This window comes from Methanosarcina subterranea (assembly GCF_055385895.1).
Window position 1 is genome coordinate 4,353,591 of record NZ_AP042426.1, and the last position, 23,658, is coordinate 4,377,248.

The window sequence follows — 23,658 nt, forward strand, 5'->3', positions numbered from 1 at the left end:
AAAATCAAACCTGATAATCAAATCCGAGAATTAAACCTTAAAATGATCCTTAAAGAAAATTTTTGAGGAGGAATCATTCGGAAAAATAAGAAAAAAATATACTCAGGGTCATATGGTGAAAATTTGATAGAAAAACGGCATCTAATGGCGCGAATAAATTCAGAGCAGGCGAGAGAGAATATTTATATCTGTTGATCGCTTATCTATATGTTCCCGTTTAAGATATATACTACAGGTATGAATTTAAGACTTATTCAAATATATCTGGCTGTTCTGAGAAACCATGAAAGTAACTAATAGTGCAGATAGTGAAATTCTCTCTCGCTCTGAGAAGACTGAAAATACCCGGTATTCCCAGGCGATTTATGTAACAAAAGTTGCAATGGCTTCAAATGCTTTGCTGACAGGTTTTAAGTTTTTTGCAGGGATAATGGGCAACAGTTCAGCAATGATTGCTGATGCCGCTCATTCCACATCAGACTTCATGACCGACATCGCAGTAATAGCAGGTTTGAAAGTTGCCAGAAAACCCGGAGACAGCACACATAATTACGGGCACGGGAAAATCGAAACCCTATCTGCTGCGTTTATAGGACTGGTACTTATTGCAGTGGCTTTCGGGATTTTCTGGGGTGGTCTCCAGAAAGTTATTGCTTTTTTTCAGGGGGAAGTGCTGCCAGCTCCGGGCGGGATTGCTCTTGCTGCAGCAATCGTCTCAATAGCGCTAAAAGAGTGGCTATACCGCTACACCATCATATATGCCCGAAAACTTAAGAGTGATGCTCTTACTGCAAATGCCTGGCATCACCGTTCTGATGCTTTCTCTTCTGTAGGGACAATGATCGGGATTGGAGGCGCAATCCTGCTTGGCGGCAGGTGGGTAGTACTCGACCCCATAGCTGCCGTTATATTGAGTTTCTTCATCTTCAAGGTTGCATTCGAGATCTCATATAAAAACCTGAACGAACTGCTGGAAGCCTCACTGGATTCGGCAACCTATAGAAGTATTGAGGAGATTCTCATGTCTACAGATGGCGTGCTGGGTTTCCATGAATTAAAAACCCGGAAGATAGGAAATGCTATGGCTGCAGATGTCCATATTGAGGTAGACAGAAACCTCAACATCGTAGATGCACATGAAATTTCAACGCAGGTTGAAGACAGATTAAAAGAAATCTGCGGCAAAAACGGGTACTTCTCAATTCACGTAGAGCCCTGTTCCGACCCTAAAGATTATTCGGGATACGAAAGAACAAATAAAGGTCACAGGTCCTCTTGATTTCGTTAATATCCAGAACTGCTCCCTGATATGTATCGGGCTTTCCATCTGTACCCGGAATTTTCGGATATAGTTCATTTACCCATTTTATTTTTCCATCCTTATGTTTTTAGTCTGTACTAAAGTCTGGTTTACGAGCTAGGAGTTCAGAAGCACAGGCAATTAAGAACTTAAATAGAGAAACAAATATTAAATTGGGGAAATTTATGACAAACGAGATGAGAATCGGAGAAACAATCCAGGACTTCCGGTTAAGGGACCAGAAGAGAGAAGAATTACACCTGTATGACCTGAAAGGAAAAAAGGTACTCCTGTCCTTCCACCCGCTTGCCTGGACACAGGTCTGCGCAGCACAGATGAAATCACTTGAAGAAAACCATGAGCTTTTTGTCGAACTAAACACGGTACCCCTTGGTATAAGTGTAGATCCCATGCCTTCGAAGAAAGCCTGGGCAAGGGAACTAGGGGTTACTCATATCAAATTCCTTTCGGATTTCTGGCCGCATGGGGAAGTCGCCAGAACATACGGAATATTCAAGGAAAAGGAAGGCGTCTCTGAAAGGGCGAATATAATCATTGATGAAAATCAGAAAGTAATATTTTTCAAGAAATATCCGGGGCACGAGCTTCCTGATATAGAAGAGATCATGGAGGTCCTGAAAAAATAAAGATCAGCCCTCAGGCTAGCAGTGAAAAATATCCAGATTTATTACAAAAGAGAAGTTTAAAAAGAAGATTTCCATTTCCTCACAGTTCCAGAAAATGGGCTTTGAACCAAAAAAACCGATAGCCGCCGGAGGGACTTGAACCCTCGACCTGCTGATTACGAATCAGCCGCTATACCGCTAAGCCACGACGGCACATGGATTGGGATAAGCAGACTTAAAAGAGCGATTAAGAATTTAACTATTTCGCTCGTAAGGGCTGTTTCTTTCCTGCAAAGCGTGAGATAAAAGAAAAGGAAAGCATAAACTGCCAGTTAATTTCTTACTCTTCAGTTTTATTTAACTTATTATTTCTCTCTTTTCTTAAAGTATCTGAGGTAGAACCATATAAATATGAGAGCAATCAAAATTGAGAAGCCTATCATGAAATAGGTAAGTGTGGACATCTGAAACCAGCTCCTTGCAAAAGTATAACTAATAACCTGTAATTAAGCAGTTTTAAGCTTCTTTTAACCCCAATATTACAATTCCTACATCGTAAATTCAAGAGCATTACTTCAACCGTCAGCCCTTTACAGAAATTAACCTGCAAATGTTTAACCGGAGTTTATAAGATCTCATAAAAATCGTGGTGCAGCTATGGATATTATGTAGGTCTAACAAGAAATTAATTAAGTTCCAAACTTGTTTCGTTCAATTTTGGCGTCGCCACATATTGAACTAGCCCACCGATTGATACTTATATGATTTTCACCATATTATACTAAAGAAACCATAATAGGGCGTCTTGTTACAGAGATCCTGTGTTAGACCCCATATAGTGGGAAATTAACTATTTTTGTGCCACACCGATTTATTTAATTGGTTCTATATTTGTCGGTTTTATATTAAAATGCTTGGAATTGTTACCCAACATAATTAATTTTTTGTTAGACCCTATGTAGATCATGTCGCTTGATGTGGCTTTATACTATAAAGTATAAACTCCGGTTTAAACATTTTCTTTTACGCAGGTCTCTGATTTTTTGATCATATTATTCCCTCTCTTCGCCTGCAGAGGAGTTTTTTACTGGCACACCCTGGCTGCCGTATAGGTCAGCTGGCAGAGAGATTTCCATTTCCGAAACTTCACAGGAACTTGCGGCAGACAGAAGCCTCAAATTACCTTTGCCTCGATACATATGTTATATTGATGAGGAGCATATGAACGGACTACTCTTTTCTCCAGAATTTCGACTTGCTTTCCTGCCTTTTCCGCAGCTTTTCTGATAAGTTCGACAGAACTTTCGAAGAGGTCATCTTCGGGAGTCATTCCGTAGTAATGGATAATTCCGCCCGGTTTTGTGAGGAGGACAGCAGAGTCAAGGAATTCGTAGGCATTGTGAGGAAGGTTCATAATCACATGATCTGCAGTTCCTGCAAACCTTTTTGCCTCTTCCCTGGCATCGCCTTCGATTGCTTCGATGTTTTTTGCGGAATTAAGGGAAATGTTTTCTCTCAGGTAGTGCACTGCATCAGGATTTTTGTCGATTGCTATAACCCTTGAAGGTTTTTTGCTCTTTGCAAGCAGGATGCTGTAAGGACCGACACCGGCAAACATATCGACAACAGTATCGCCTTCCTTAACCCAGGAGAGAATTCTTGAGCGTTCCGTAGAAAGGCGGGGGGTAAAATAAGCTCTTGCAAGGTCAACTTTGTAGCGGCAGCCGTATTCTCTATGAATGGTTTCGGTTCTGGGTTCGCCTGCTATTATCTCGAATTCTCTTATCCTGAATTCTCCTATGACAGGAGTAAGAGGTTTGACCACGGATTTTATATTTGGCTGGGTCCGGAGGAGGGCGTCGGCGATCTTTAAGGCTGTTTGCGCATCCAGATTCTCGTCTTCCAGAAGGGCGATGTCTCCTATGACTTCGTATGCAGGGCTGAAACCTAGAAGGACTTCAGGAACAGGCTTTTTTTCTATGGGCTCGAAATCAAAATCCGTAAGTTCGGAGCCTTCCGGTAGGCTCTCGAACTCCTCAGGGACGAGCTCCCTGGTGAGGGGAAGATAAAGGAAAGTTTCATCCGAACCTATCTTCAAGGAATTATCAAGAATTTCAAGACCAAGGAGGACTCTTCTTGCAGGTTCTCCTTTCTTTTTAGATACTTTTATGCACTGCCTTTTCATAGAAAATCGACCTTTCGGAATCCTAAGGTTCTCCTTTTGTTATTAAGCTATCCCAATTTATCCAGTATTATTAACGAGCCCAAATTTTCCAGTCCACATGATTCTGGAAAAAGATTTCCAGCAGAGAAGATATTTCAGTAACTTTGTTTCCAAAGAGATCTTTAATTCTGAGCCTTATCTTCAATCAAAGATCATTAACTAAAACCAGAAAGCAACATGGTAAAAGGGGTGTTAAAATTGGGAATGGGCCCGCGTATTAAACATATTAGGAAAATCTCGCTTGGATTGCAGGTCTCAACTCTGCTGACTTATATAATCGGAATTATTGCACTGAAAAGAAGCTGCTCAAAAAAAGAGGGAATTCCAAAACATGGAAAGATAAATACTGCAGGATACATGCTGGGGTCCTTATCTTTACTGTATATGGCATACTCCGCATTCAAGCTCGTAATTGCTAGAAAGGCTCCTGCAGTCGTATATCTTCACAGCCCTTTCGGGCTTATCACTCTGGCTCTTAGTTCCCTGTTCGTAGCTAACAGGTGGAGCTGGAAAACCGTCAAAAATATGAGGATCCTTGTAGGTTTATTTTTGCTGACTTTCAGCGGAGGAGTCTACCTTTTCTCAACGCTGAATAAGCGAGCGATGGCTCTAAAGAATGTATATAAGTAAAGAATATTTATCAGGTAAATTTCAGGGAAATTATCAGAGAAACTATCAGAGAAATTATCAGAGAAACTATCAGAGAAACTATCAGGAAAATTATCAGAGAAACTATCAGGAAAAATACTTATCAGAACAGTTGAGCTGGGCTGTTATAGTTAAGCATGAAATAGAACCCGAAAATTATCAGAAATATCCCGCAAGCGTAGAGGATATACCTGTGCATTTTTTGAGAAAGCAGAGCTTTTCCCCGGCTGAAAGACCCGGATACTGCAGTGAACCAGCTAAGGTCTGCCGCCCAGTGACCCAGGATAAAGGCTACTGAGATAAGGATTCCCAGTTCATGTGCTTTAATCACAAGCGCACTACCCGCAGTTAGCCACCAGATCCAGAAGTAAGGATTGGAAACGGAGGTTATCAGGCCCAATGTCACAGGATTTGAAGTAAATTTCAAGCCTGAAGCGTCCCAAGAAGCTCTTGCAGAGGCAGCAGCTTTTGCATCTCTTACCGTAAGCAGTCCGAAGACCATAAGTGCAAGCCCGCCAATAACGGAGATAGCTGAGATTGTACCGCTGCCGACAAGTGAAGCAGCTCCAAAGGTAATTAGAATAGAGAGCATAAGCTCAACTAGAATATGTCCGATCACAACTTCAGGGCCTGCAAGCCAGCCTTTTCTGAGAGAAACCTCTATGGTTGCAAAAAGCATCGGTCCCGGGACCAGGGCACCTGTAAGCCCGACAGTGAAGCCCAGGAGAAGGGCTCTGAAGATCTCAATTGTCAGCATTATCGGTTGTCAGCAGTATCAGTTGTCAGCAGTATCAGTTGTCAGCATTTTATCTAGAAGTTTTTAGAAAAATTAGATAGATATTTTAGTAAATGTATACTTTTGAAAAGGAAACGATTTCGGAAAGCAGATGTGAGCACAGCTAAAAAGGACAGCTCTGAAGAAAAGGAAATGAAAAAAAGGGCACATTCGTACCCTCCACACACCTGGAAAAAACCTTCCCCGGAAAAATCTTTAATCAGGCTGGCTGAGTAAAAAAGAAGAGGAGTTTAGAGAATGATCTCGATATCCAGTTCTTCTGCAAGCTCCTTATACCTGTTCCTGATGGTAACTTCCGTAACCCCGGCAACGTCTGCAACTTCCCGCTGAGTCCTCCGCTCCCCGCAGAGAATGGATGCAATATAAATTGCAGCTGCAGCAACTCCTGTGGGGCCCCTTCCGCTTGTGAGTTCTTTTTCTGAGGCCTGCCTGAGGATCTCAACACTTTTTGACTGGACTTCTCCTTTCAGGTTAAGCCCGGAGCAGAACCTCGGGACATAGTCGATAGGGGAAGTTGGCATGAGCTTTAAGGCAAGTTCTCTGGAAATGAAACGGTAAGTCCTTCCGATTTCTTTCCTGCTTACCCTGGAAACCTCTTCGATCTCATCAAGTGTCCTCGGGACACTGCACTGGCGGCAGGCTGCATACAGGGCTGCTGCGGCTACGCCTTCAATGCTCCGGCCGCGGATAAGGTTCTTGTCCACAGCTTTTCTGTAGACGACTGCCGCTGTTTCCCTGACAGTCCTCGGGAGACCGAGAGCTGAAGCCATTCTATCCAGTTCGGAAAGAGCAAAAGCCAGGTTTCTTTCAGTTGCGTTGCTTACACGGATTCTACGCTGCCATTTTCTTAAACGGTAGAGCTGAGCACGGTTTTTGGAAGAGATAGACTTTCCGTAAGAATCACGGTTCCTCCAGTCAATCATTGTGGAAAGCCCTTTGTCGTGGATTGTATACGTCATTGGCGCACCCACACGGGAACGCTTCATGCGTTGATCGTGATCGAAAGCTCGCCATTCCGGTCCTTCATCCACAAAGTCGGCGTCAATGACAAGTCCGCAGTCCCCACACACGAGCTCTGCTCTCTCATAGTCGTGAACTAGGTTTCTGCTACCGCATTCTGGACACACGGCCTTTTCGTTCTCAAAACTTTGCTCCTTTTGTTTTTCTTTGCGAGCTTTAATCATGGCACGTATTTTTTCTCTTTCAAGAGTGTCCGAATAGCGAACCCTTTCGACTTCTACCATATTATATCACCTTACAAATTAATATGACCTATGTCTATTCCTGAATCTCAAACCTGCACCTTATAAATTACAGTATATATATAAAAGAAGGGAGAAGAAAACTTGCGGCTATAACTAGCAAAAAGATTATAAACCGGTTAAAGCTAAACCATAATAAAGGATTAAAACCTTCATCGAATGTCAGAGATCTCACCGAATATAGACTCTTTCATTGACGAGAGCCCGAGTTTCCGAACCAGGAATTTGCTTAAAGCCCTTCACTAAAAAATATGGATGGTTTACAGGTCCAAAGACACTGGCAATTGTACCAATCCGGTTCAGAGCCTTATCAACGACAACCGAATTCAGCTTTGGAACACTACCTGAGACGTTATCGGGTTTTACTTCATCCCCTCTAATTATCAGGTTTCTTAGACCTGACCTGTGCAGCACGGTACCGAGTCGTTTCATATCAGCCACGAATAGTTATTCCTCTATGCACAGGGCAGAAATACCCCGGCTTCGAGTGGATTAAACTGTCAGTCCCAAATAAGAATATATATTGTAGACTGAAAAGCATATGTAGTCTACGTTCATCATATATAAGTATATCGCAAGACCTATATTATACATTGATCCCAACTAAATTGAAAGAGTAAAGTATAAGATACAGGAGGGGAGAACCACAAGCTTATATATTAAATAGACATTGTTGGCAACAATCAGACCCTAAGTCTAGGAATATTCAGAACTTTAACTCCGAATAATGAAGACTATAGGTCTGGGAAATATCCAGACTCTAACTCCGATTAATGAAGACTATAAGTCTGGGAAATATCCAGACTCTAACTCCGATTAATGAAGATCATAGGTCTGGAAAATATCCAGACTCTAACTCCGATTAATGATCTCGTTCCAGGGAGGAGAATCATTGTCTAAGTTCGTATATTTTTTTGGAAAGGATGTAACTGATGGTAAGAGTAGTATGAAAGACCTGCTTGGAGGTAAGGGTGCAAACCTTGCCGAGATGGCAAATCTCGGAGTTCCCGTACCACCTGGCTTTACAATAACAACCGAAGTTTGTGTACTTTATCTTAAGGAAAATAAATATCCAGAAGAAGTACTCAGGCAGGAAAAAGAAGCAATCGATAAGCTGGAAGCCTTAAATGGCAAAAGGCTGGGAGATCCCGAAGATCCGTTGCTAGTCTCTGTAAGATCTGGAGCCAGAGTGTCCATGCCGGGGATGATGGACACAGTTCTGAATCTTGGACTTACGGACAAATCAGTTATAGGACTCGCAAAAAAAGTCAATGATGAAAGGTTCGCTTATGACTGCTACCGAAGATTTATCGCCATGTTTGGGGACGTGGTTCTTGGAATTGAATTCAGAAAATTCGATTCCTTAATCGAGGACAAGAAGAAAGAACTGGGGGTTAAGTCCGACACCGACCTTGATTCAAAAGCATTGAAAGAATTGGCAGAAAGATTTAAAGGAGTAATCAAACTCGAAAAAGGATTTGAGTTCCCTCAGGACCCTAAAGTTCAGCTTCAGATGGCAATTAACGCTGTTTTTGATTCATGGAATAACCAGAGGGCCATTACCTACAGGAAGCTCAACGGCATTGATGACAGCTGGGGCACAGCTGTTAATGTGCAGACCATGGTCTATGGGAACAGAGGAAACACTTCAGGTACAGGTGTTGCTTTTACAAGAAATCCTTCTACAGGCGAAAAAAAGTTCTTTGGGGAATACCTCATCAACGCACAGGGCGAAGATGTTGTTGCCGGGATAAGGACACCGGACTTTATTAATACACTCGGAGACAAAATCCCGGAAGCCTATGCCCAGCTTGTGGACATCTGCCAGAGACTTGAATCCCACTTTACAGACATGCAGGATATAGAGTTTACCATTCAGGAAGGGAAACTCTACATGCTGCAGACCAGGACCGGAAAGCGCACAGCTGCCGCAGCCGTGAAGATCGCAACCGATATGGTGGCAGAAGGGCTCATAGACAAAGAAACTGCAGTAAACAGAGTTAAAGCAGAACACATTGACCTGCTCCTGCACCCGAGGATTGACCCGGAAGCAAAGCTTGAAGTAATTGCAAAGGGGCTTCCGGCATCACCCGGAGCCGCTGTCGGAAAGGTGGTCTTTACTGCCGAAGCTGCTGAAGAGATGGCAGAGATAGGCGAAAAGACAATTCTTGTCCGTACCGAGACCTCACCTGAAGACATTGGAGGCATGGCAGCTGCACAGGGAGTCCTTACCGTGCGCGGAGGGATGACCTCTCATGCTGCAGTGGTTGGAAGAGGCATGGGCAAACCCTGTGTCGTTGGTTGCGGAGAAATCTCAATCGATATGAAGAACGCCCATTTTATGGTAAATGGCTTCACCATTAAAGAGCATGAATTTATCACGATTGATGGAAGCATCGGGAGCGTCATTATCGGGAAAGTAGACTTGATTGATGCAGAGATAAATTACGACCTGAGAAAGCTTCTCATCTGGGCTGACGAAATAAGGACTCTCGGAGTAAGGACAAACGCCGATAACCCGGCTGATGCAGCCCTTGCCCGCGAACTCGGTGCAGAAGGTATCGGGCTTTGCAGGACAGAGCACATGTTCTTCGGTGAAGACAGGATCCCCGCAGTAAGGGAAATGATCATGGCCGAAGATGAAAAGACAAGGAAGAAAGCCCTCAAAAGGTTGCTCCCCATGCAGAAAGAAGACTTCATCGGAATCTTCCGCAGCATGGAAGGCCTTCCTGTAACCATCAGGCTCCTCGACCCTCCTCTGCACGAGTTCCTTCCTGATAAAGAAGAGCTCGACGAAAAACTCAGGGAACTCGAAACCTCCGGGGACTGCGGGAAGATCGATGAGGTGAAAAAAGTCATCCAGCGCGTAGTTTCCCTTAAGGAACTCAACCCCATGCTCGGGCACAGGGGCTGCAGGCTCGGTATTACCTATCCTGAAATCTACAACATGCAGGTGCGGGCAATAATGGAAGCAGCCTGTGAGCTTACAGCTGAAGGAATGGAAATTGTCCCTGAAATCATGATCCCGCTTGTGGGCCTCGTAAAAGAACTCTCCCTTTCTAAAGAGGAAGTTTGTAAGACGGCAGAAACAGTAATGGCTGAAAAAGGCATGAAAATCGACTACAAAGTAGGAACAATGATCGAATTGCCCAGAGCCACAATTGTCGCAGACCAAATTGCAAAGGAAGCTGACTTTTTCTCCTTCGGGACAAACGACCTTACCCAGACAACCTTCGGGTTCAGCAGGGACGACGTATCCAAATTCGTGCCCATCTACCAGAAGGCAGGCATCCTTGAACATGATCCCTTCGCAGTCCTGGACCAGGAAGGCGTTGGCGAGCTGATGAAGATCGGAATCGGAAAAGGACGCTCCGTCAAACCCGAGCTCAAGATAGGAATCTGCGGAGAACATGGCGGCGAACCGAAATCCATCACCTTCGCGCATCAGATAGGCATCGATTATGTAAGTTGCTCCCCTTACAGAGTTCCTATCGCAAGGCTTGTAGCTGCGCAGAGCACAATGGAAATCAGAGACGCAAAAAATAAAAGAACCTGAAATTTGAATTCTGGCAGGACCACATCCTGCCTCCAACCTTCTTTTTTGAAAAATTACTCCCAAGAGCGTAGAAAATCTACCCGTTTCCAATCTTCCAAACCCGAAAAATGTTTTATTTTCACATAAAACAAACACGATATTCTAAGAATTACAGGAACAAAAATGAAAGTACTGATACTTTTTTACCATATGCTCATTAAAAGGTATTTGAATTAATCAAAAAGTATATGCACCGACAAAAGAAAAACAGGAAAAAACAAAACATCAGGAAAAAAAAACCAAAAAATCTGGAAATGGAAAGTTTGATGAGCCAGAATCAGCTCATCTTCAGTATTCCCTTGCGATCATATAGTCGGCAATCTGGAGAAGAAGGTCCTTTTCGGGACAGTCTTTGAGGACATCCAGTTTTGCCTTGCCTTCATTGATGTATGAGATTGCAAGGTTCCTTACGTAATCAAGGGACCCACATTCTGTAAGAGTTAGGACGGCAGCCTCAGTTTCTTTGAGAGTGGCTTCCCCTCTTCCGAAGATATCCAGTTTCACGCCTTTCCCGAAAGCGTCAATGACGATAAGGGTATGCTTCCCTTCCATGAGGTCGCTTCCCCTTACTTTTCCGAGCACTTCCTCGGGGGAGATCATGTCAAGGACGTCATCGTACATCTGGAAACCGATTCCTATAAGGCGTCCATACTCGGATAAAGCCTCGGCAGTCTCGTCAGATGCCCCTCCTAAAAGGGCTCCGATTTTGGCTGCGGCTGCATAAAGGACAGAGGTCTTTTTTTCCACCATCTCGATATACTCAAGTTCCGTAACTCTTTCTCTTGTTTCGAAGTCCATGTCAAGCCACTGGCCTTCACAAATTTCGGTACAGGTCTTTGAGAGGACATCCATACACTTTAAAATCCTGACAGGCTCATTTTCGACTTTTGACAGAATTTCGAAGGCTTTAGAATAAAGAGTGTCGCCGGCAAGAATTGCTCCGGCTTCACCCCATTTCACATGGACTGCAGGCATTCCTCTGCGGATATCATCTTTGTCCATTATGTCATCATGGATCAGGGTAAAATTATGTACAAGTTCCACGGCCACTGCTGCAGGCAAAACGGACTTGAGATCGGAGCCGACAGCTTCTGCTGCCAGAATGAGGACTGCCGGACGAAGGCGCTTTCCACCGGCGTCCACCAGATAACGAGAAGCTTTGTACAGCTCCTCCGGGCGGGTTACTGGAAGCAGTTCGTCAATTGCAGCATCAACATGGGAACTTCTTTTTTTGATCTCATCAATAAGCGTCATAAGCATCACGAGAATATGGGGTTTTTCATTATAGAGTTACTCTTCTATATATAACACTTCGCCGTTTCTCAGAAGGTGTACGGTGTCTCCGAGTACATACCCCGCATCTTCCGCCATCTCTATGTAATGTCCGTGCATTTCCATATTCCCATGGGCAGGAATTACATGCTCGGGATTTACCATGCGCAGAAGTTCCCAGTGATCTTCTCTGTACGCGTGCCCTGATACGTGGACATCGTCATAGATCCTCCCGCCCTTCATCCTGAGTTTGGTCTCAAGGGCATAGCGGTTTGCCTGAGTTAACGGGCTCGGGATCACATTTGCTGAGAAAATGATCTTGTCTCCGGGCTCAATTGCGTAAGGAGTTTCCCCATTTGCAATCCGCACGAGAATGGAACCTGGCTCTCCCTGGTGCCCTGTAACAATAGGCAGATATTTATTCTTGCCTTCCTGCATTATGCGCTTGAATGCCCTGTCGACATCTTTTCTCATGCCATAAATCTCCACATTGGAGGGCAGTTCAAGATAACCGACATCCCTGGCTGCAGTCACGTAACGTTCCATGGACCGCCCCAGAAGCACAGGAATTCTGCCCATTTCCTCGGCAGCCTCGATAATCGCTTTGAGCCTGGCAATGTGAGAGGCAAAAGTCGTAACGATCATGCCCACATCGGACTCTTCTGTCCCGAGCAATACATCCCTAACCATATCCTTTGCGATCTGTTCTGAAGGAGTCTTTCCTGAGCGCCCTGAATTCGTGCTTTCTGTAATCATTGCAATGACCCCTTCCTTTCCGAGGGATTTGAAGCGCTCAAAGTCAGGAGCCTCACCCATTGTCGGAGTCCTGTCCAGCTTGAAATCACAGGCATAGAGGACCGCTCCTGCAGGAGTGTGCACAGCTGCAAGTACACAATCAATGATACTGTGCTGAACCCTTATGAATTCTATAGAAATGTCTTCAGTAACCTGGTAGGTCCCGCCTGCCTGCAAAGGAATAACTCTGTTGCAGACCTCGAACTTGCGCTCGGACTCTATCTGCTGTTTGATGATAGCTGCGGTATAGGGAGTGGCAAGTATAGGAGCATTGTACCTGTGGGCGAGTTTTGGAATCGCACCAATGTGGTCAAGGTGTCCGTGAGTACAGACAATTGCCCTGACAGTCCCGTTGATTTCTTTCATAATAGTATCATCAGGAATTGCACCCATCTCGATCAGTTCAAGAGAATGCATCTTATCAATTTCAACATCTTCATGAATTTGAACCCGGTCAAGCCTGAGACCCATATCCAGAATAACAATATCTTCACCTATAATAACAGCAGTCATATTGCGGCCCATTTCGTTATATCCGCCGACTGCAACAATGCCTATTTCAGTCATATTTTTTAACCTCTTATTTAGTTTTTTACTTTTTTATCCTTGTGAAACCGAAACCTCAAAAAGAATCAGGTGACGGTCTTGAATCAATGACCATGAATGTGGAACTATAATAGAGAACTATAGGATCGTCTTTAGAAAAGCCACTTCTAAAAGCTAGTTCTTACACCCTGAAAGAAGTCCCCTCCTGGATGAAATGCACCAGGCTGCAGTTCCTGGAAGAAGAATACAACTTTAAATATATATTTGTTTCATTATACAAATATTTTGACCTGCCGAAATTTCCGGAAACTAACTCTAACCCTGTTTTCATATAATACAAATTTCCAAAGGGCTCTCCGACCTATCTAGAGAATTCCGGAACCGAGCTTGATCTACAGACACTTTCAGTATTCTTCCTTAGTCACAGCTATTTCTCAAAAAGCTTGTTTCCAAACAGACTTTAAATTCGGGTAAGCTTCTACTTTTAAATGACTTAACTAAACTCTTTCCTATATTTCAGTAAACTATTCTAACCTGTTTCCTATATATTTCAGTAAACTATTCTAACCTATTTCCTATTCCAATAACCTATTTTTCCATATTTTAATGATTTATCTTCATACTCCATGCCTTGACTTATTCCTTTATTCCAGTGTTTTCCGTTCTAGCTGATTCAGCATGGAACCTACCTTAATACTTACCGGAATAATTTATGATTGGTCCCTTATTCCAGTTGATCTTATGAACAATTCCTGATTTAATGAACCTGATCAGTAATTTTTAATTTAACAATTACATAAATGACTTAAATACCACATAAATAACTTAAATAAATGATTTAAAGAAACTGATCTTAAATAAAGATTTTAAATAACCAATCTCTGGGATTGTTCCCGAATTGAAGATTTTAAAGAGTGAATTCCAGGGGATACTAACTCCAATTAACGTATAGGTTGTCTTTATCCCAGGAAATTGATCTCTAAACTGATAATTTCATGAGTAATTCAAAGAATTGATTCCTGAATTAATGATCTTAAGTTGCTAATTTCTTCTATGATTATAAAGATAATTAGATATCGAGTTCTATTCTACTAAATCCTATTCTGGTAGTTATACTTATCTGAATTACCGGAAAAATTAACTCTCTATTTCACGGTGTTACAGTGAACTGATAACCAGCAAGATTGATAGCCAGCAGGCTGAGAGCCAGAAACTGATAGTTTCTCTGCCAATTTGTCACTTAAGATATTTGTTTTGTGAAAGCTGTTTTGTGAAGGTTGTCCTGTTAAAGGACATGTATTACGGCTCTGTAAACCCGGTTAAACTGCTTCCAGCGTTCCAGATCTACTCATAATAACTCTGGAATTCTATGCAGTTTATTAATAAACGGTATCTTTTACCCTTACAGTACACCTAAAGGGAAACATAGCTAATTACTTTTTCCCTGATTAAGAGTTCAGAGATACAACATTTTTCAGATTAGTATTAACTAACATTAACTATTTTCTTTTGAGACATTACTTCCGTTTTACGTATAAATATTGTCATGGAAAAAATTCGTAGTCTAATAGATCTGGAATCAAGTGAACTACCCCTCCCTAAAGCTCTGGCCTAATGGCTCAAGCTTTTGAGGAAGGTGCTTCCTGCTTCATTCTCCAGAGCAACCTCTGCGAGTCCACAGGCTCTACCTCTTGTCCCAGGAGTGCAAATTTTTTGATGTTAATAGCGGCATTAATGTCTCGATCGTGGTTAGTTCCGCAATCGGGACACTGCCACTCTCTTATTTCTTCAGTTAGATCTTGATATTTGTATCCACAAACATTACAGGTCTTTGATGAAGGTTCCCATTGCCCTATCTTCAATATAGTTTTTCCTAACCATTCTGCTTTATACTGTAATTTCAGGACAAAACTATACCAACCTGCATCTCCGGTTGATTGAGCACGATTGTGGTTTTTCATCATTCCCTTGATATTCAATGTCTCAATAGCTATCGCTTGGTTGTTGCTTATGAGCTTTTTTGAGACATTGTGTTGGAAGTCATGTCTTTGAGTTGAGATTAGTTCGTGCAGTTTAGCAAGCTTATATACTGCCTTTCTTCTGTTTTTAGAACCGATTACTTTTCCCGAAACTCTCCTCTGCAAACACTTCAGCCTTTCAAGAGAATTCTTCAGGAATTTAGGATTATCAATTTTCTCTCCTGTTGATAGTGCAGCAAATGTTTTGAGTCCTACGTCTACTCCGATGAGAGTAGCATGAGAAAAAGGTTCGGGTTCTGGTAGTTCTATTCCATCATCCGTTAAGACGCTTATATAGTATTTTCCAGTAGGAGTTCTCGATACTGTTAATGTTTTCATCTTTCCTTGAAAAATGTCTCTGTGCATCTTAACTTTTATCCAACCGAATTTAGGCAACTTAATTTCTAACTTTTCTACATTAAGATCATAATGTTGTGGAAGCTGGAAAGAAAAATGATGATCCTTTTTGCTTTTTCTTTGAGGATAACCGAATCCGAAATTGAAAAAGTTTGTGAAAGCTTTATTTAGATTTCGGCTTGCTTGCTGAAGTGCCCCGGCGTTAATCTCTTTTAGCCAGGGATATATTTCTTTTAGAACTAACAAGTGATTATTAAGATCAAATTCAGAAATACTTATTCTACACTTTCTATATAATGTAGATTTAATATTTAGAAGTTTGTTATAGACGAACCGAGTACTACCGAAGTGTTTTTCCATAAGAACTTTTTGTTCTTTGTTAGGGTAAATCCTGTATCGGTTTCCTCGTTTCATTGGCATTATATATGTTTTGAAACTATGTTAAGATTAACAGATTTACTATCGATATAATATCTGGAAGTTGACGGCTTCCATCCCCCACCTGTTCGATCCGGTAAACCGGATCTCCTGAGGAGGGGGTCTTCTCGCCTTACGAGATAAATCCGTAATCGCAACCTGTAATATGCTAGTCAGGCAGGTGAAGGATGGAAGGGAAGAATGGGAGAGTTACGACCCCTCTTCCTTAAATTAGAGTGCGTTTTTGGGTAAAGAATAGTCTTTTACATTAAAACCGCGCTGCCCAAGATATTCAAGTGTCCATCCGGTAACAACAACCTGCGCGTTATGCATAGCCTGGATGTTTGCACAGCCACAAAGAAACATTGCAGCTCTGAACTCATCAAGCATACGGGATAGAACACTGACAACTGATTCTTTTCCTTCAAGAGAGGGACCCACAAAAGGTAGGGCTGCACTTGCCACACTGGCTCCGATAGCAATGGATTTTGCAATATCAAGCCCGGTCCTTATTCCACCTGTTGCAATAAGAGGGAGAGAAACCCTTGACTCAATTAAGCTGGCAACAGTAGGGATTCCGAAGTCCCAGAAAAGCTCCCCGAGGCGTTCGGAGACTGAATCCCGGCTTTCTTTTGCCCTGTAGACCTCGACTCCTGCCCAACTTGTACCGCCCACACCCCCAACATCAATTGCAGAGACTCCGGCTTTTTGAAGAAGAAGAGCATCTTCCCTGGAGATGCCTGCCCCTGTTTCTTTCACAATCACGGGTGTTTTGACCGCAGAACAGATTTCAGAGATCATATCCAGGCAGCCGGTAGCATCCCTGTCCCCTTCGGGCTGGATGGCTTCCTGTAAGAAATTCAGATGGATGGCAAGGGCATCGGCACCAATCATTTCAATGAGTTTTTCTACCCCTTCAACCCCGTACTGGCGGATCTGGGCAGCACCGACATTTCCGTAAACAAAGGCATCCGGAGCCTCATCCCTGACAATCCTGAAAGAGTCTTCCTGAGCAGGGTCATCAATAGCAGCCCTCTGGCTGCCGACCCCGATTCCTACCCCCAGTTCTTCGGCTGCAGCTGCAAGTGCAGCATTGACAGGGATAGTGTCAGGGTGTCCTCCTGTAATAGACGCAATTAAAAATGGAGCTTGCATTCTTTTCCCAAGAAAGTCCACAGAAAGGTCGATCTCGTCCATGTTTAATTCAGGAAGCGCCCTGTGGATTAGGGTCACATCACCAAAACCCGCACTGACCCTTCTGGCTTCAACCGGGCTTTCAGCGCAGAGCTTGAGATGTTCTATCTTTCGCCTTGAGGTAGTATTGATCATGCTTCATACCCTTTATCCGGACTGATCCTGGTCCCTATGGATTCCCCATTCAAGAACCTGTAAATGTTATCCGCTTTTCCTGCATTGAATATATGTGAAGTGATACTAGAATTTGTGCTAAGTTCCAGAAGTTCCAGAACCTTCCCGAGCATTCCACCTGTAACGTCGGTACTTCCGGAGCCTCCGATAAAGTGCCGAAATTCCTCAAAGTTTTCAGGAGTAATCTCAGGTATCGGCTTTCCGTCCTTATCGAGCACTCCATCTTCAGCAGAGCCCAGACCGAGTCTGGTGATCCCGAGTTCTTTTGCCAGATAGGGAACGATCTGGTCTCCCGAGAGGATACAGGTCCCGAGTTCGATATCCATAGAAACGTCTCCGTGCAGTACAGGGACAAGACCTTTTTCGAGCATGAGCTTTATGCTGTCAAGGTACATGCTCTCTATCCTCCCGTTTCTGCAAACAGTACATCCCATAGGATGCACAGCAATAGCCCGGACTCCAAAACTGTTCAGGGCATCCACTACCTTTGAGGCAAGTTTCTTTACGGATTCATGGGTTACAATCGCCCCTTCAGGATCAAATGTTCTGTCAAGCCCGTATTTTTTAGCGTAGATATGCCCGAAAGAACCGGCTCCATGTACAATAATCATTTTTCCCCTGAAGCCCGAAACTTCCCGCGCAATCCTGAGAAGGTCAGCCTCTTTTACAATCCCTTCATATGCGCCTTTGTCAGTAATGGCGCTGCCTCCGAGTTTAAGGATAACAGGTTCGGTAGAAGTATTCATCGTATCACTTGACGCCTTATTAAATAACTTTCAATCGGTCTAAGGAATTATTTTGCGAAGATATTAACACCATTAATGGTTGTTAATCAGGAATGATAGCTAGTTAATGGTGGGTGGTGAGTAATTGTTGGTGAGTGGTTGTTGGTGAGTACTTGTTGGTGAGTAGTTATTAGCAATAAATAGTCATCATCAAATACTCTATCAGGTTTTCAGGCTCATTTTTTTGAAAAAATCCGTAAAAATTCAGGAACTTTTTGACTGTTTACAGTACAGGGATTTTGTTTGCAGAAAAGCAAACTTTCCGAAATCCTTTAAGGCTCAGTCAATTTTCAACCCCTGTTCCGTGGGTTTTGTAACTGTAACCTTGCCTCCTGCACTTGCAATGGCTTCAGCTACCTGAGTGCATTTTTGCGGCGCTGTGAGTGCAACCATACAGCCGCCACCTCCGGCTCCTGTAATCTTTGCCCCGAAAGCTCCTGCTGCCCTTGCGGAATAGATCAGCTGTGAAAGCTCAAGGATATTTACTCCGAGTGCATCAAGCAGACCCTGGTTTACGTTCATAAGCCTGCCAATCGAAGAATAATCTCCGGAGAGCACAAGGGTTTCCCCAATTCTGGAGATTTTGCCAATAGAAGCCATGAGGGGGTCAATCAGTTCAGGATAGCACTGACGAAGCTGCCTGACATTTGCTACAAGATCTTTTGTAGAAGAAAAAACTCCGGTATCCCCGATCACAATTCCACAGTCAGGAGTCTTCAGTTTTCTCCGCTCCGGGATAGTGACAACACCTCCGAAAGTAGAAACATATGTATCCGTAGGGCTTGCTGCGCCCTGTACCTTTATTTCAATATCGTGCCCCAGTTTTGCAATCTCTTCAAGGGAGAAACCGCATCCAAAAAGTTCGTTGAGAGCGCCTATGCTTGCAATCGTTACCGCAGCGGAAGACCCGAGCCCTGAGCCCACAGGGATATCGGAATCGACAGTCAAAAAGACGCCATTCAGGGGGACAAATTCCCTCATTTTCTCTATAACCGCAGAAACATAGGGATGTTTTTCAAAATCAAGCCCTGTCCTGCCAATCTGCGATTGGATAACTGTGGAGTCGTTTAACTCCACCCGCACCCGGGTCCTCAACTCTACTGCACATGCTATTGCAGTTTCTCCATAAACAACCGCGTGCTCTCCGAAAAGATAGATTTTCCCGGGCGCAGAACATGAAACCATATTATTCCTCAAAAGTTTTCCAATTTTTGTTGAATTTGAGCATGTAAAGTAATGAACTTTATCCTCGGAAGGATGGTTATGAGTAAAAGTAAAAATAGTATAAAAAAACCTATCCTTGCATGAACTCTATCCCGGATGTTTTCTGAACAATCATAAAGAAATTTATTCATTTTTCCGTAGACGTATTTTACTTTTACGTAAATTTGCTTTACTTTCCGTAAACTTATTTGTTGCTTCACAATATGTTATTCTACAATAATTGCAGCGTATCCGACAACAGCACTCACATCTCCGGAAACATCCCCACTATTTGCGTATTTGAGCAGAGTGGCTTTGGATCCTCCGATTTTTTGAGAAGCCGAAAGCATTGCAGCAATGGGACCGTATCCGCAAACTGAAGCATTTCTTTGATAGAGCCGACCGTACATGTCTGAAATATTGAAGTTCAGAATAGCATCTATGACTTCGGAATCTATTTCCTGTGCGTGTTCTGCAGTTTCATAGTGAGTAAAATCACTGGATGCTATGATTACCGCACGTTTTCCACTTTCGGAAATAAGGTTAGCAACAAGGTTTCCCACCTCAACTGCAGTTTCTTCATCCTGCATACCCATGCATATAGGAAGAATTTTAAAACCCTGTCCGAAGCGGTACTGAAGGAAAGGAAGCTGGACTTCAATAGAGTGCTCGTATTTATGCCCGAGTTCGTCTGCATCAACGATGCTCCCGAGAAATCCGTCGGCAAGTTCAAGATCAACATCAATATTTCCCAGGGGAGTTTTCCATGTTTCCCTGGATACTGATACTGGCGAACCATAGCCTGTATGGTTGGGACCGAAAAGGACATAGGTATCGGCTTCAGGGAGGGTTGCATAAGCTTGTGCAGCCACTTTCCCGGAATATATATACCCGGCATGCGGGCAAACAGCCCCCCGGACTTCTCGTTCCCTGATCTCCAGGCCTTCGAAACATCGTTTAAGTTCTTTCTCCAGATTTTCACAACGCAGGGGATAGAACTGCCCTGCAACTGCTGGCTGTCTCATTTCCAATCACCCATAATATAAGATATGGGCAATTTTTATAAACCCTTGCAGTATGCAGGACGGATATTTCGAAATCAGAGGGGAGTTTCGAAATCGGGCAACTCGTAATTGAAGGGGGTATCATTGAGTCTGGATACTTCCCTTGCAAGCAGCCAGTAAACAAGAGAAAGGGCTTTCCTACCCTTGTTGTTGGTTGGGATTACGAGGTCCACATTTGAGGTAAGGTTGTTAGTGTCACAAAGTGCTACAACAGGCACTCCAATGCTTGAAGCTTCCTTAAGAACCTGGGCATCTCCAGCCGGATCAGTTACAATTATAACATCCGGTTCGAAGAAACCATGTATCTGCGGGTTTGTAAGGGAACCAGGAATAAACCTTCCGAGCATTGCCCTTGTGCCGAGTGCCCTTGAGAACATTCTTGCAGGGTGCTGCCCGTACTGCCTGGAAGATACTACAAGAATTCTGGCAGGATCATAGTGAGATAACAGTTTTGATGAAACTCTGATCCTTTCGTCTGTTGACTGGATATCAAGTACGTATAACCCGTCAGTTCTGACTCTGTATACGAAACGCATCATATCCTGAGTCTTCTGCTGGGTCCCTATGTGAACACCTGCTGCCAGGTATTCGTCTATGGACACAAGGGATGTGGATCCCTCTTTAGGAGAAGCTGCTTCTTCCTCCGATTCTACAGGTACAGATTCGGTCTTTACTGCGGCTTCCTTTTCAGGTGCAGGTTTTGCTTCAGCCACGATATTTTCTTCAGGCAAAGGCTGTGCTCCGGTTTCCTCCTGCCCTGTCTGCTCAATTTCCTCCATAAAGTCACCTCATAAAATATAGAATCAACAATAAAACGCATTCAGCATCTGAAATGTATCCCATTACGTTTTCAGCTTTTCTTACGTTTGACCGTTATAGGAATAACTCCGGCCTTCAACTCTTCAATGGCTACACCCAGGGGGTCCAGCCGCCCGTCATCTTCAACCAGGACAGGAGCCCCCATTGCTATCTGCAATGCTCTTGCACCTATAATTCGTGCACGCTCGAACCGGGTATACTTTTCCTTGACCAACAGATCACCCTGAAACTTAAAAACGCTCCGATGAATTCCGATAATCGAGAAGCATGATAAATTTGATATATTTAGTACATACACCTGACAACCAGTACCCTTGAAAAAGGGAAATGGGACCGCTGAGATTCGAACTCAGGTTCCGGCGTCCCGAACGCCGAAGGATGGACCAAGCTACCCTACGGTCCCTTACTGGTACGGTGAGAGCACGTCAACAAGTTCGACATGACTGAGGAACATTCTGCGGCAGCAGTAACGGGTGATCCCGAGATCATCCAGTACTGCAGCAGAGTCTTCGCCGTCATTGACGCGTCTTTTGTACTCATCCCAATAGTTAGAGATTACTTTTCCACATGAGAAACATCGGACTGGGATCATAACTGTCCTTACCTGTAAGATTTCTGATATTTTGCCCTTGCTCCAGGCCCACCAAAGTTTTTGGATTCTTTCTGCCTGGAATCGCTTACAAGTAAACTGCGGTCGTAGGTTGCAAAGTTGTCTCTGATGGCTGTGTCATTTGTCCATTCCACAATACCACGGGCAACTGCAGTCCTTACTGCGTTAGCCTGTCCAACGATTCCGCCGCCCCGAACATCAACATTGATGTCGAGCCCGGAAACAACATCGTTTCCTGCAATCATCAGAGGCTCGGAGATTTTCATCATTGCAAGCTCAGGAGTATAGAGCTCGAGCGGAATTTTGTTGATCCTGACCTTACCGGTACCTTTCATGACTGTTGCGCGTGCAGTTGCAGTCTTGTGCTTTCCAGATGAATTAATTACTTTGACCATGAGGACTCACCCATTAGAACTTTGAACCCATTTTCTGGCTCACTTCACCAAGCTCCATGTACTTGTTGGAACTCAGAAGCCTCTTGTCGGCATCTGTGATAGTGATTGTTTCAGCGCCCTTAAGTTCGTAGGGGACACCTACATAGACTTTGAGCCTGGACATTGCGTCCCTACCTCTTGCTCTTTTATAAGGCAGCATGCCACGAATAGTCCTCTTCAGGATGCGTTCCGGACGCTTCGGGAAGTAAGGCCCGAATTCCGTTGCACCCCTTTCCCGGGTCTCCCGGTACTCTCTAAGGGTGGCTGCCTTTGAGCCAGAAATGATGGCTTTTTCGGCATTTATAATATAAACCTTTTCGTCTCCTGAAAGCAACTGTTTTGCAACTGAACTTGCAAGACGCCCCAGAATAAGCCCTTTTGCATCGATAACCGTCATCTTGTCACCTCAGCGGAAAATCCGGATACCGGACCCTTTTGGATTTGCTTCCATGATCTCTTCGAGACTCAGACACTTGCCGCCAGCTTCAGTGATTCTTTCAACTGCGGATTCGCTGAATGTTACAGCCGCAACAGTAACAGGATGATCAAGGAGACCTGCACCCAGTACTTTTCCGGGGATAAGCAGGACATCATCTTCAGCAGTATGCCTGTTGATCTTGCTTATATTCACAGCCGCATAGTTTCTGGACGGCGCCTCAAGACGTTTCGCAATATCCTTCCAGATGGGGGCAGAATCTACATTTGCCCTATCTTTCAGGGTAAGAATCAGGGAAACGATTCTTGGATTCGTTTTTCTTGTTAGTTTTACCAGTGATTTTTTACCCAATGTATGTTCCTCCGCAAGATTGTTATGGAAATCTCACTCACGCGGAAAAAATTCCCTATCGCGTTCGAACATCGCCATAGCTGCCTTAGCTCAGTAGCCCGAGGCAGCAAATTAAAGATCAAGCGATTAGTCGGATTGGTATGATGTGAATAACATTTCTAGTACATAAAGATTATGTGCGTTGATAGTTCCTAAAAATGTTTATTCATTCTCGATTAACTTGTACATCTCAGAGGCTACATGAATCAAAATTGCACTGGCACATCTGATTATAGGGGCGGCATACGGCATACCGGATAAAGCTGACTTTTGAAACCAATTTGAGAAAGCCGAGAATGTATTAAAGGAAAGAGGAATCCTGTTTTTATAATTAAAGGAATAATAATAATAATAATAATAATAATAATAATAATAATAATAATAATAATAATACTCGGGGAACTATCAATATTCGGGAAATTATCAATATCAAGTCGAGTTAGTATTCGATCTGTGAGCAGGCGCCAAACGGATATTAGATTTCTTTGGAAATGCCAAAATGGAAGCTGAAGGTTAGTGGGGGCACAAAGCAAAGAAGGCCGCGCGATGCCTGGGCTGCTCATCCTGGAGTGTAGCAATCACTTTTAGGGGCCCAATGACATAGGCTCGTTTGCTGCAAACGTTTCTGAATGCAGATATCAAAAATTCGTATTGATACGCACAATAATCACATTTTTGTGGATTGATGGATAC

The 23,658-nt window shown here is 43.5% G+C and carries 22 protein-coding genes and 2 tRNA genes; 5 read left to right on the plus strand and 19 right to left on the minus strand.

The annotated features are described in order from the left end of the window. The first annotated feature begins 283 nt into the window (after positions 1-283). Together ACZ5A8_RS19010 and ACZ5A8_RS19015 are read left to right on the plus strand one after the other, a co-directional pair. Positions 284-1,279, plus strand: a complete 996-nt coding sequence (locus ACZ5A8_RS19010; RefSeq protein ID WP_464530923.1) for a cation diffusion facilitator family transporter — start codon at positions 284-286, stop codon at positions 1,277-1,279. Positions 1,280-1,485: 206 nt separating this feature from the next. Next, positions 1,486-1,947, plus strand: coding sequence for a peroxiredoxin (locus tag ACZ5A8_RS19015; protein ID WP_464530924.1), 462 nt, complete (start codon positions 1,486-1,488; stop codon positions 1,945-1,947). 120 nt (positions 1,948-2,067) lie between these two features. Here ACZ5A8_RS19015 and ACZ5A8_RS19020 read toward each other — a convergent pair. Continuing rightward, a tRNA-Thr gene (locus tag ACZ5A8_RS19020) sits at positions 2,068-2,139 on the minus strand. A gap of 961 nt (positions 2,140-3,100) precedes the next feature. Continuing rightward, complete coding sequence (locus tag ACZ5A8_RS19025; RefSeq protein ID WP_464530926.1) at positions 3,101-4,111, minus strand: class I SAM-dependent methyltransferase; 1,011 nt, start codon at positions 4,109-4,111, stop codon at positions 3,101-3,103. Between the two features lie 216 nt (positions 4,112-4,327). Here ACZ5A8_RS19025 and ACZ5A8_RS19030 point away from each other — a divergent pair, with 216 nt between their 5' ends. Beyond that, positions 4,328-4,780: a hypothetical protein gene (locus ACZ5A8_RS19030; RefSeq protein ID WP_464530927.1), complete on the plus strand. Its 453-nt coding sequence runs from the start codon at positions 4,328-4,330 to the stop codon at positions 4,778-4,780. Between the two features lie 121 nt (positions 4,781-4,901). On the opposite strand, the gene ACZ5A8_RS19035 is transcribed toward ACZ5A8_RS19030, so the two are convergent. Next, on the minus strand, positions 4,902-5,555 hold the full coding sequence (locus ACZ5A8_RS19035) for a LysE family transporter (RefSeq protein ID WP_464530929.1): 654 nt from the start codon (positions 5,553-5,555) through the stop codon (positions 4,902-4,904). Positions 5,556-5,657: 102 nt separating this feature from the next. Here ACZ5A8_RS19035 and ACZ5A8_RS19040 point away from each other — a divergent pair, with 102 nt between their 5' ends. Further along, complete coding sequence (locus tag ACZ5A8_RS19040; protein WP_464530930.1) at positions 5,658-5,810, plus strand: hypothetical protein; 153 nt, start codon at positions 5,658-5,660, stop codon at positions 5,808-5,810. A 14-nt stretch (positions 5,811-5,824) separates the two neighbouring features. Here the strand turns inward: ACZ5A8_RS19040 and ACZ5A8_RS19045 are convergent, their stop codons facing one another. Beyond that, entirely contained in the window at positions 5,825-6,838 is a 1,014-nt protein-coding gene (locus tag ACZ5A8_RS19045; protein WP_011020659.1) for a transcription initiation factor IIB, read from the minus strand. Positions 6,839-7,027: 189 nt separating this feature from the next. Further along, positions 7,028-7,288, minus strand: coding sequence for an H/ACA ribonucleoprotein complex subunit GAR1 (locus ACZ5A8_RS19050; protein WP_229390140.1), 261 nt, complete (start codon positions 7,286-7,288; stop codon positions 7,028-7,030). A 460-nt stretch (positions 7,289-7,748) separates the two neighbouring features. On the opposite strand from ACZ5A8_RS19050, the gene ppdK reads away from it, so the two are divergent. After that, positions 7,749-10,412: a pyruvate, phosphate dikinase gene (ppdK, locus tag ACZ5A8_RS19055; RefSeq protein WP_464530932.1), complete on the plus strand. Its 2,664-nt coding sequence runs from the start codon at positions 7,749-7,751 to the stop codon at positions 10,410-10,412. Positions 10,413-10,739: 327 nt separating this feature from the next. On the opposite strand, the gene ACZ5A8_RS19060 is transcribed toward ppdK, so the two are convergent. The 14 genes from ACZ5A8_RS19060 to ACZ5A8_RS19125 all read right to left on the minus strand — a co-directional run bounded on the left by ACZ5A8_RS19060 (position 10,740) and on the right by ACZ5A8_RS19125 (position 22,926). Beyond that, positions 10,740-11,705, minus strand: a complete 966-nt coding sequence (locus ACZ5A8_RS19060) for a polyprenyl synthetase family protein (protein ID WP_322225035.1) — start codon at positions 11,703-11,705, stop codon at positions 10,740-10,742. A gap of 36 nt (positions 11,706-11,741) precedes the next feature. Then, the gene (locus ACZ5A8_RS19065; RefSeq protein WP_229390142.1) at positions 11,742-13,085 is read right to left on the minus strand and encodes an RNase J family beta-CASP ribonuclease; all 1,344 of its coding nucleotides are present in this window, start codon (positions 13,083-13,085) and stop codon (positions 11,742-11,744) included. A 1,598-nt stretch (positions 13,086-14,683) separates the two neighbouring features. Then, the gene (locus ACZ5A8_RS19070; protein ID WP_464530933.1) at positions 14,684-15,799 is read right to left on the minus strand and encodes an RNA-guided endonuclease TnpB family protein; all 1,116 of its coding nucleotides are present in this window, start codon (positions 15,797-15,799) and stop codon (positions 14,684-14,686) included. Between the two features lie 288 nt (positions 15,800-16,087). After that, complete coding sequence (gene fni, locus ACZ5A8_RS19075; protein WP_464530935.1) at positions 16,088-17,185, minus strand: type 2 isopentenyl-diphosphate Delta-isomerase; 1,098 nt, start codon at positions 17,183-17,185, stop codon at positions 16,088-16,090. After that, positions 17,182-17,970: an isopentenyl phosphate kinase gene (locus ACZ5A8_RS19080; RefSeq protein ID WP_464530936.1), complete on the minus strand. Its 789-nt coding sequence runs from the start codon at positions 17,968-17,970 to the stop codon at positions 17,182-17,184. The genes fni and ACZ5A8_RS19080 overlap by 4 nt, the downstream gene beginning before the upstream one ends. Positions 17,971-18,288: 318 nt before the next feature. Further along, on the minus strand, positions 18,289-19,194 hold the full coding sequence (locus tag ACZ5A8_RS19085) for a mevalonate kinase (protein WP_464530938.1): 906 nt from the start codon (positions 19,192-19,194) through the stop codon (positions 18,289-18,291). Positions 19,195-19,439: 245 nt separating this feature from the next. Beyond that, positions 19,440-20,243 carry an MEMO1 family protein gene (locus ACZ5A8_RS19090; RefSeq protein WP_464530939.1) on the minus strand — a complete coding sequence of 268 codons (804 nt, stop codon included), beginning with the start codon at positions 20,241-20,243 and terminating at the stop codon, positions 19,440-19,442. Positions 20,244-20,311: 68 nt separating this feature from the next. Then, complete coding sequence (gene rpsB, locus ACZ5A8_RS19095) at positions 20,312-21,055, minus strand: 30S ribosomal protein S2 (protein WP_229392450.1); 744 nt, start codon at positions 21,053-21,055, stop codon at positions 20,312-20,314. 71 nt (positions 21,056-21,126) lie between these two features. Next, the gene (locus ACZ5A8_RS19100; protein WP_229392449.1) at positions 21,127-21,309 is read right to left on the minus strand and encodes a DNA-directed RNA polymerase subunit K; all 183 of its coding nucleotides are present in this window, start codon (positions 21,307-21,309) and stop codon (positions 21,127-21,129) included. Positions 21,310-21,423: 114 nt separating this feature from the next. Beyond that, positions 21,424-21,498: transfer RNA gene (locus ACZ5A8_RS19105), tRNA-Pro, on the minus strand. Next, on the minus strand, positions 21,499-21,687 hold the full coding sequence (locus ACZ5A8_RS19110) for a DNA-directed RNA polymerase subunit N (protein ID WP_048142146.1): 189 nt from the start codon (positions 21,685-21,687) through the stop codon (positions 21,499-21,501). A gap of 8 nt (positions 21,688-21,695) precedes the next feature. Next, positions 21,696-22,100: a 30S ribosomal protein S9 gene (locus ACZ5A8_RS19115; protein ID WP_322224999.1), complete on the minus strand. Its 405-nt coding sequence runs from the start codon at positions 22,098-22,100 to the stop codon at positions 21,696-21,698. A 13-nt stretch (positions 22,101-22,113) separates the two neighbouring features. After that, a complete protein-coding gene (locus ACZ5A8_RS19120) occupies positions 22,114-22,536 on the minus strand; it encodes a 50S ribosomal protein L13 (protein WP_229392447.1) in 423 nt (140 codons plus the stop codon). A 9-nt stretch (positions 22,537-22,545) separates the two neighbouring features. After that, a complete protein-coding gene (locus tag ACZ5A8_RS19125) occupies positions 22,546-22,926 on the minus strand; it encodes a 50S ribosomal protein L18e (RefSeq protein WP_229392446.1) in 381 nt (126 codons plus the stop codon). Between the last annotated feature and the right edge of the window lie 732 nt (positions 22,927-23,658).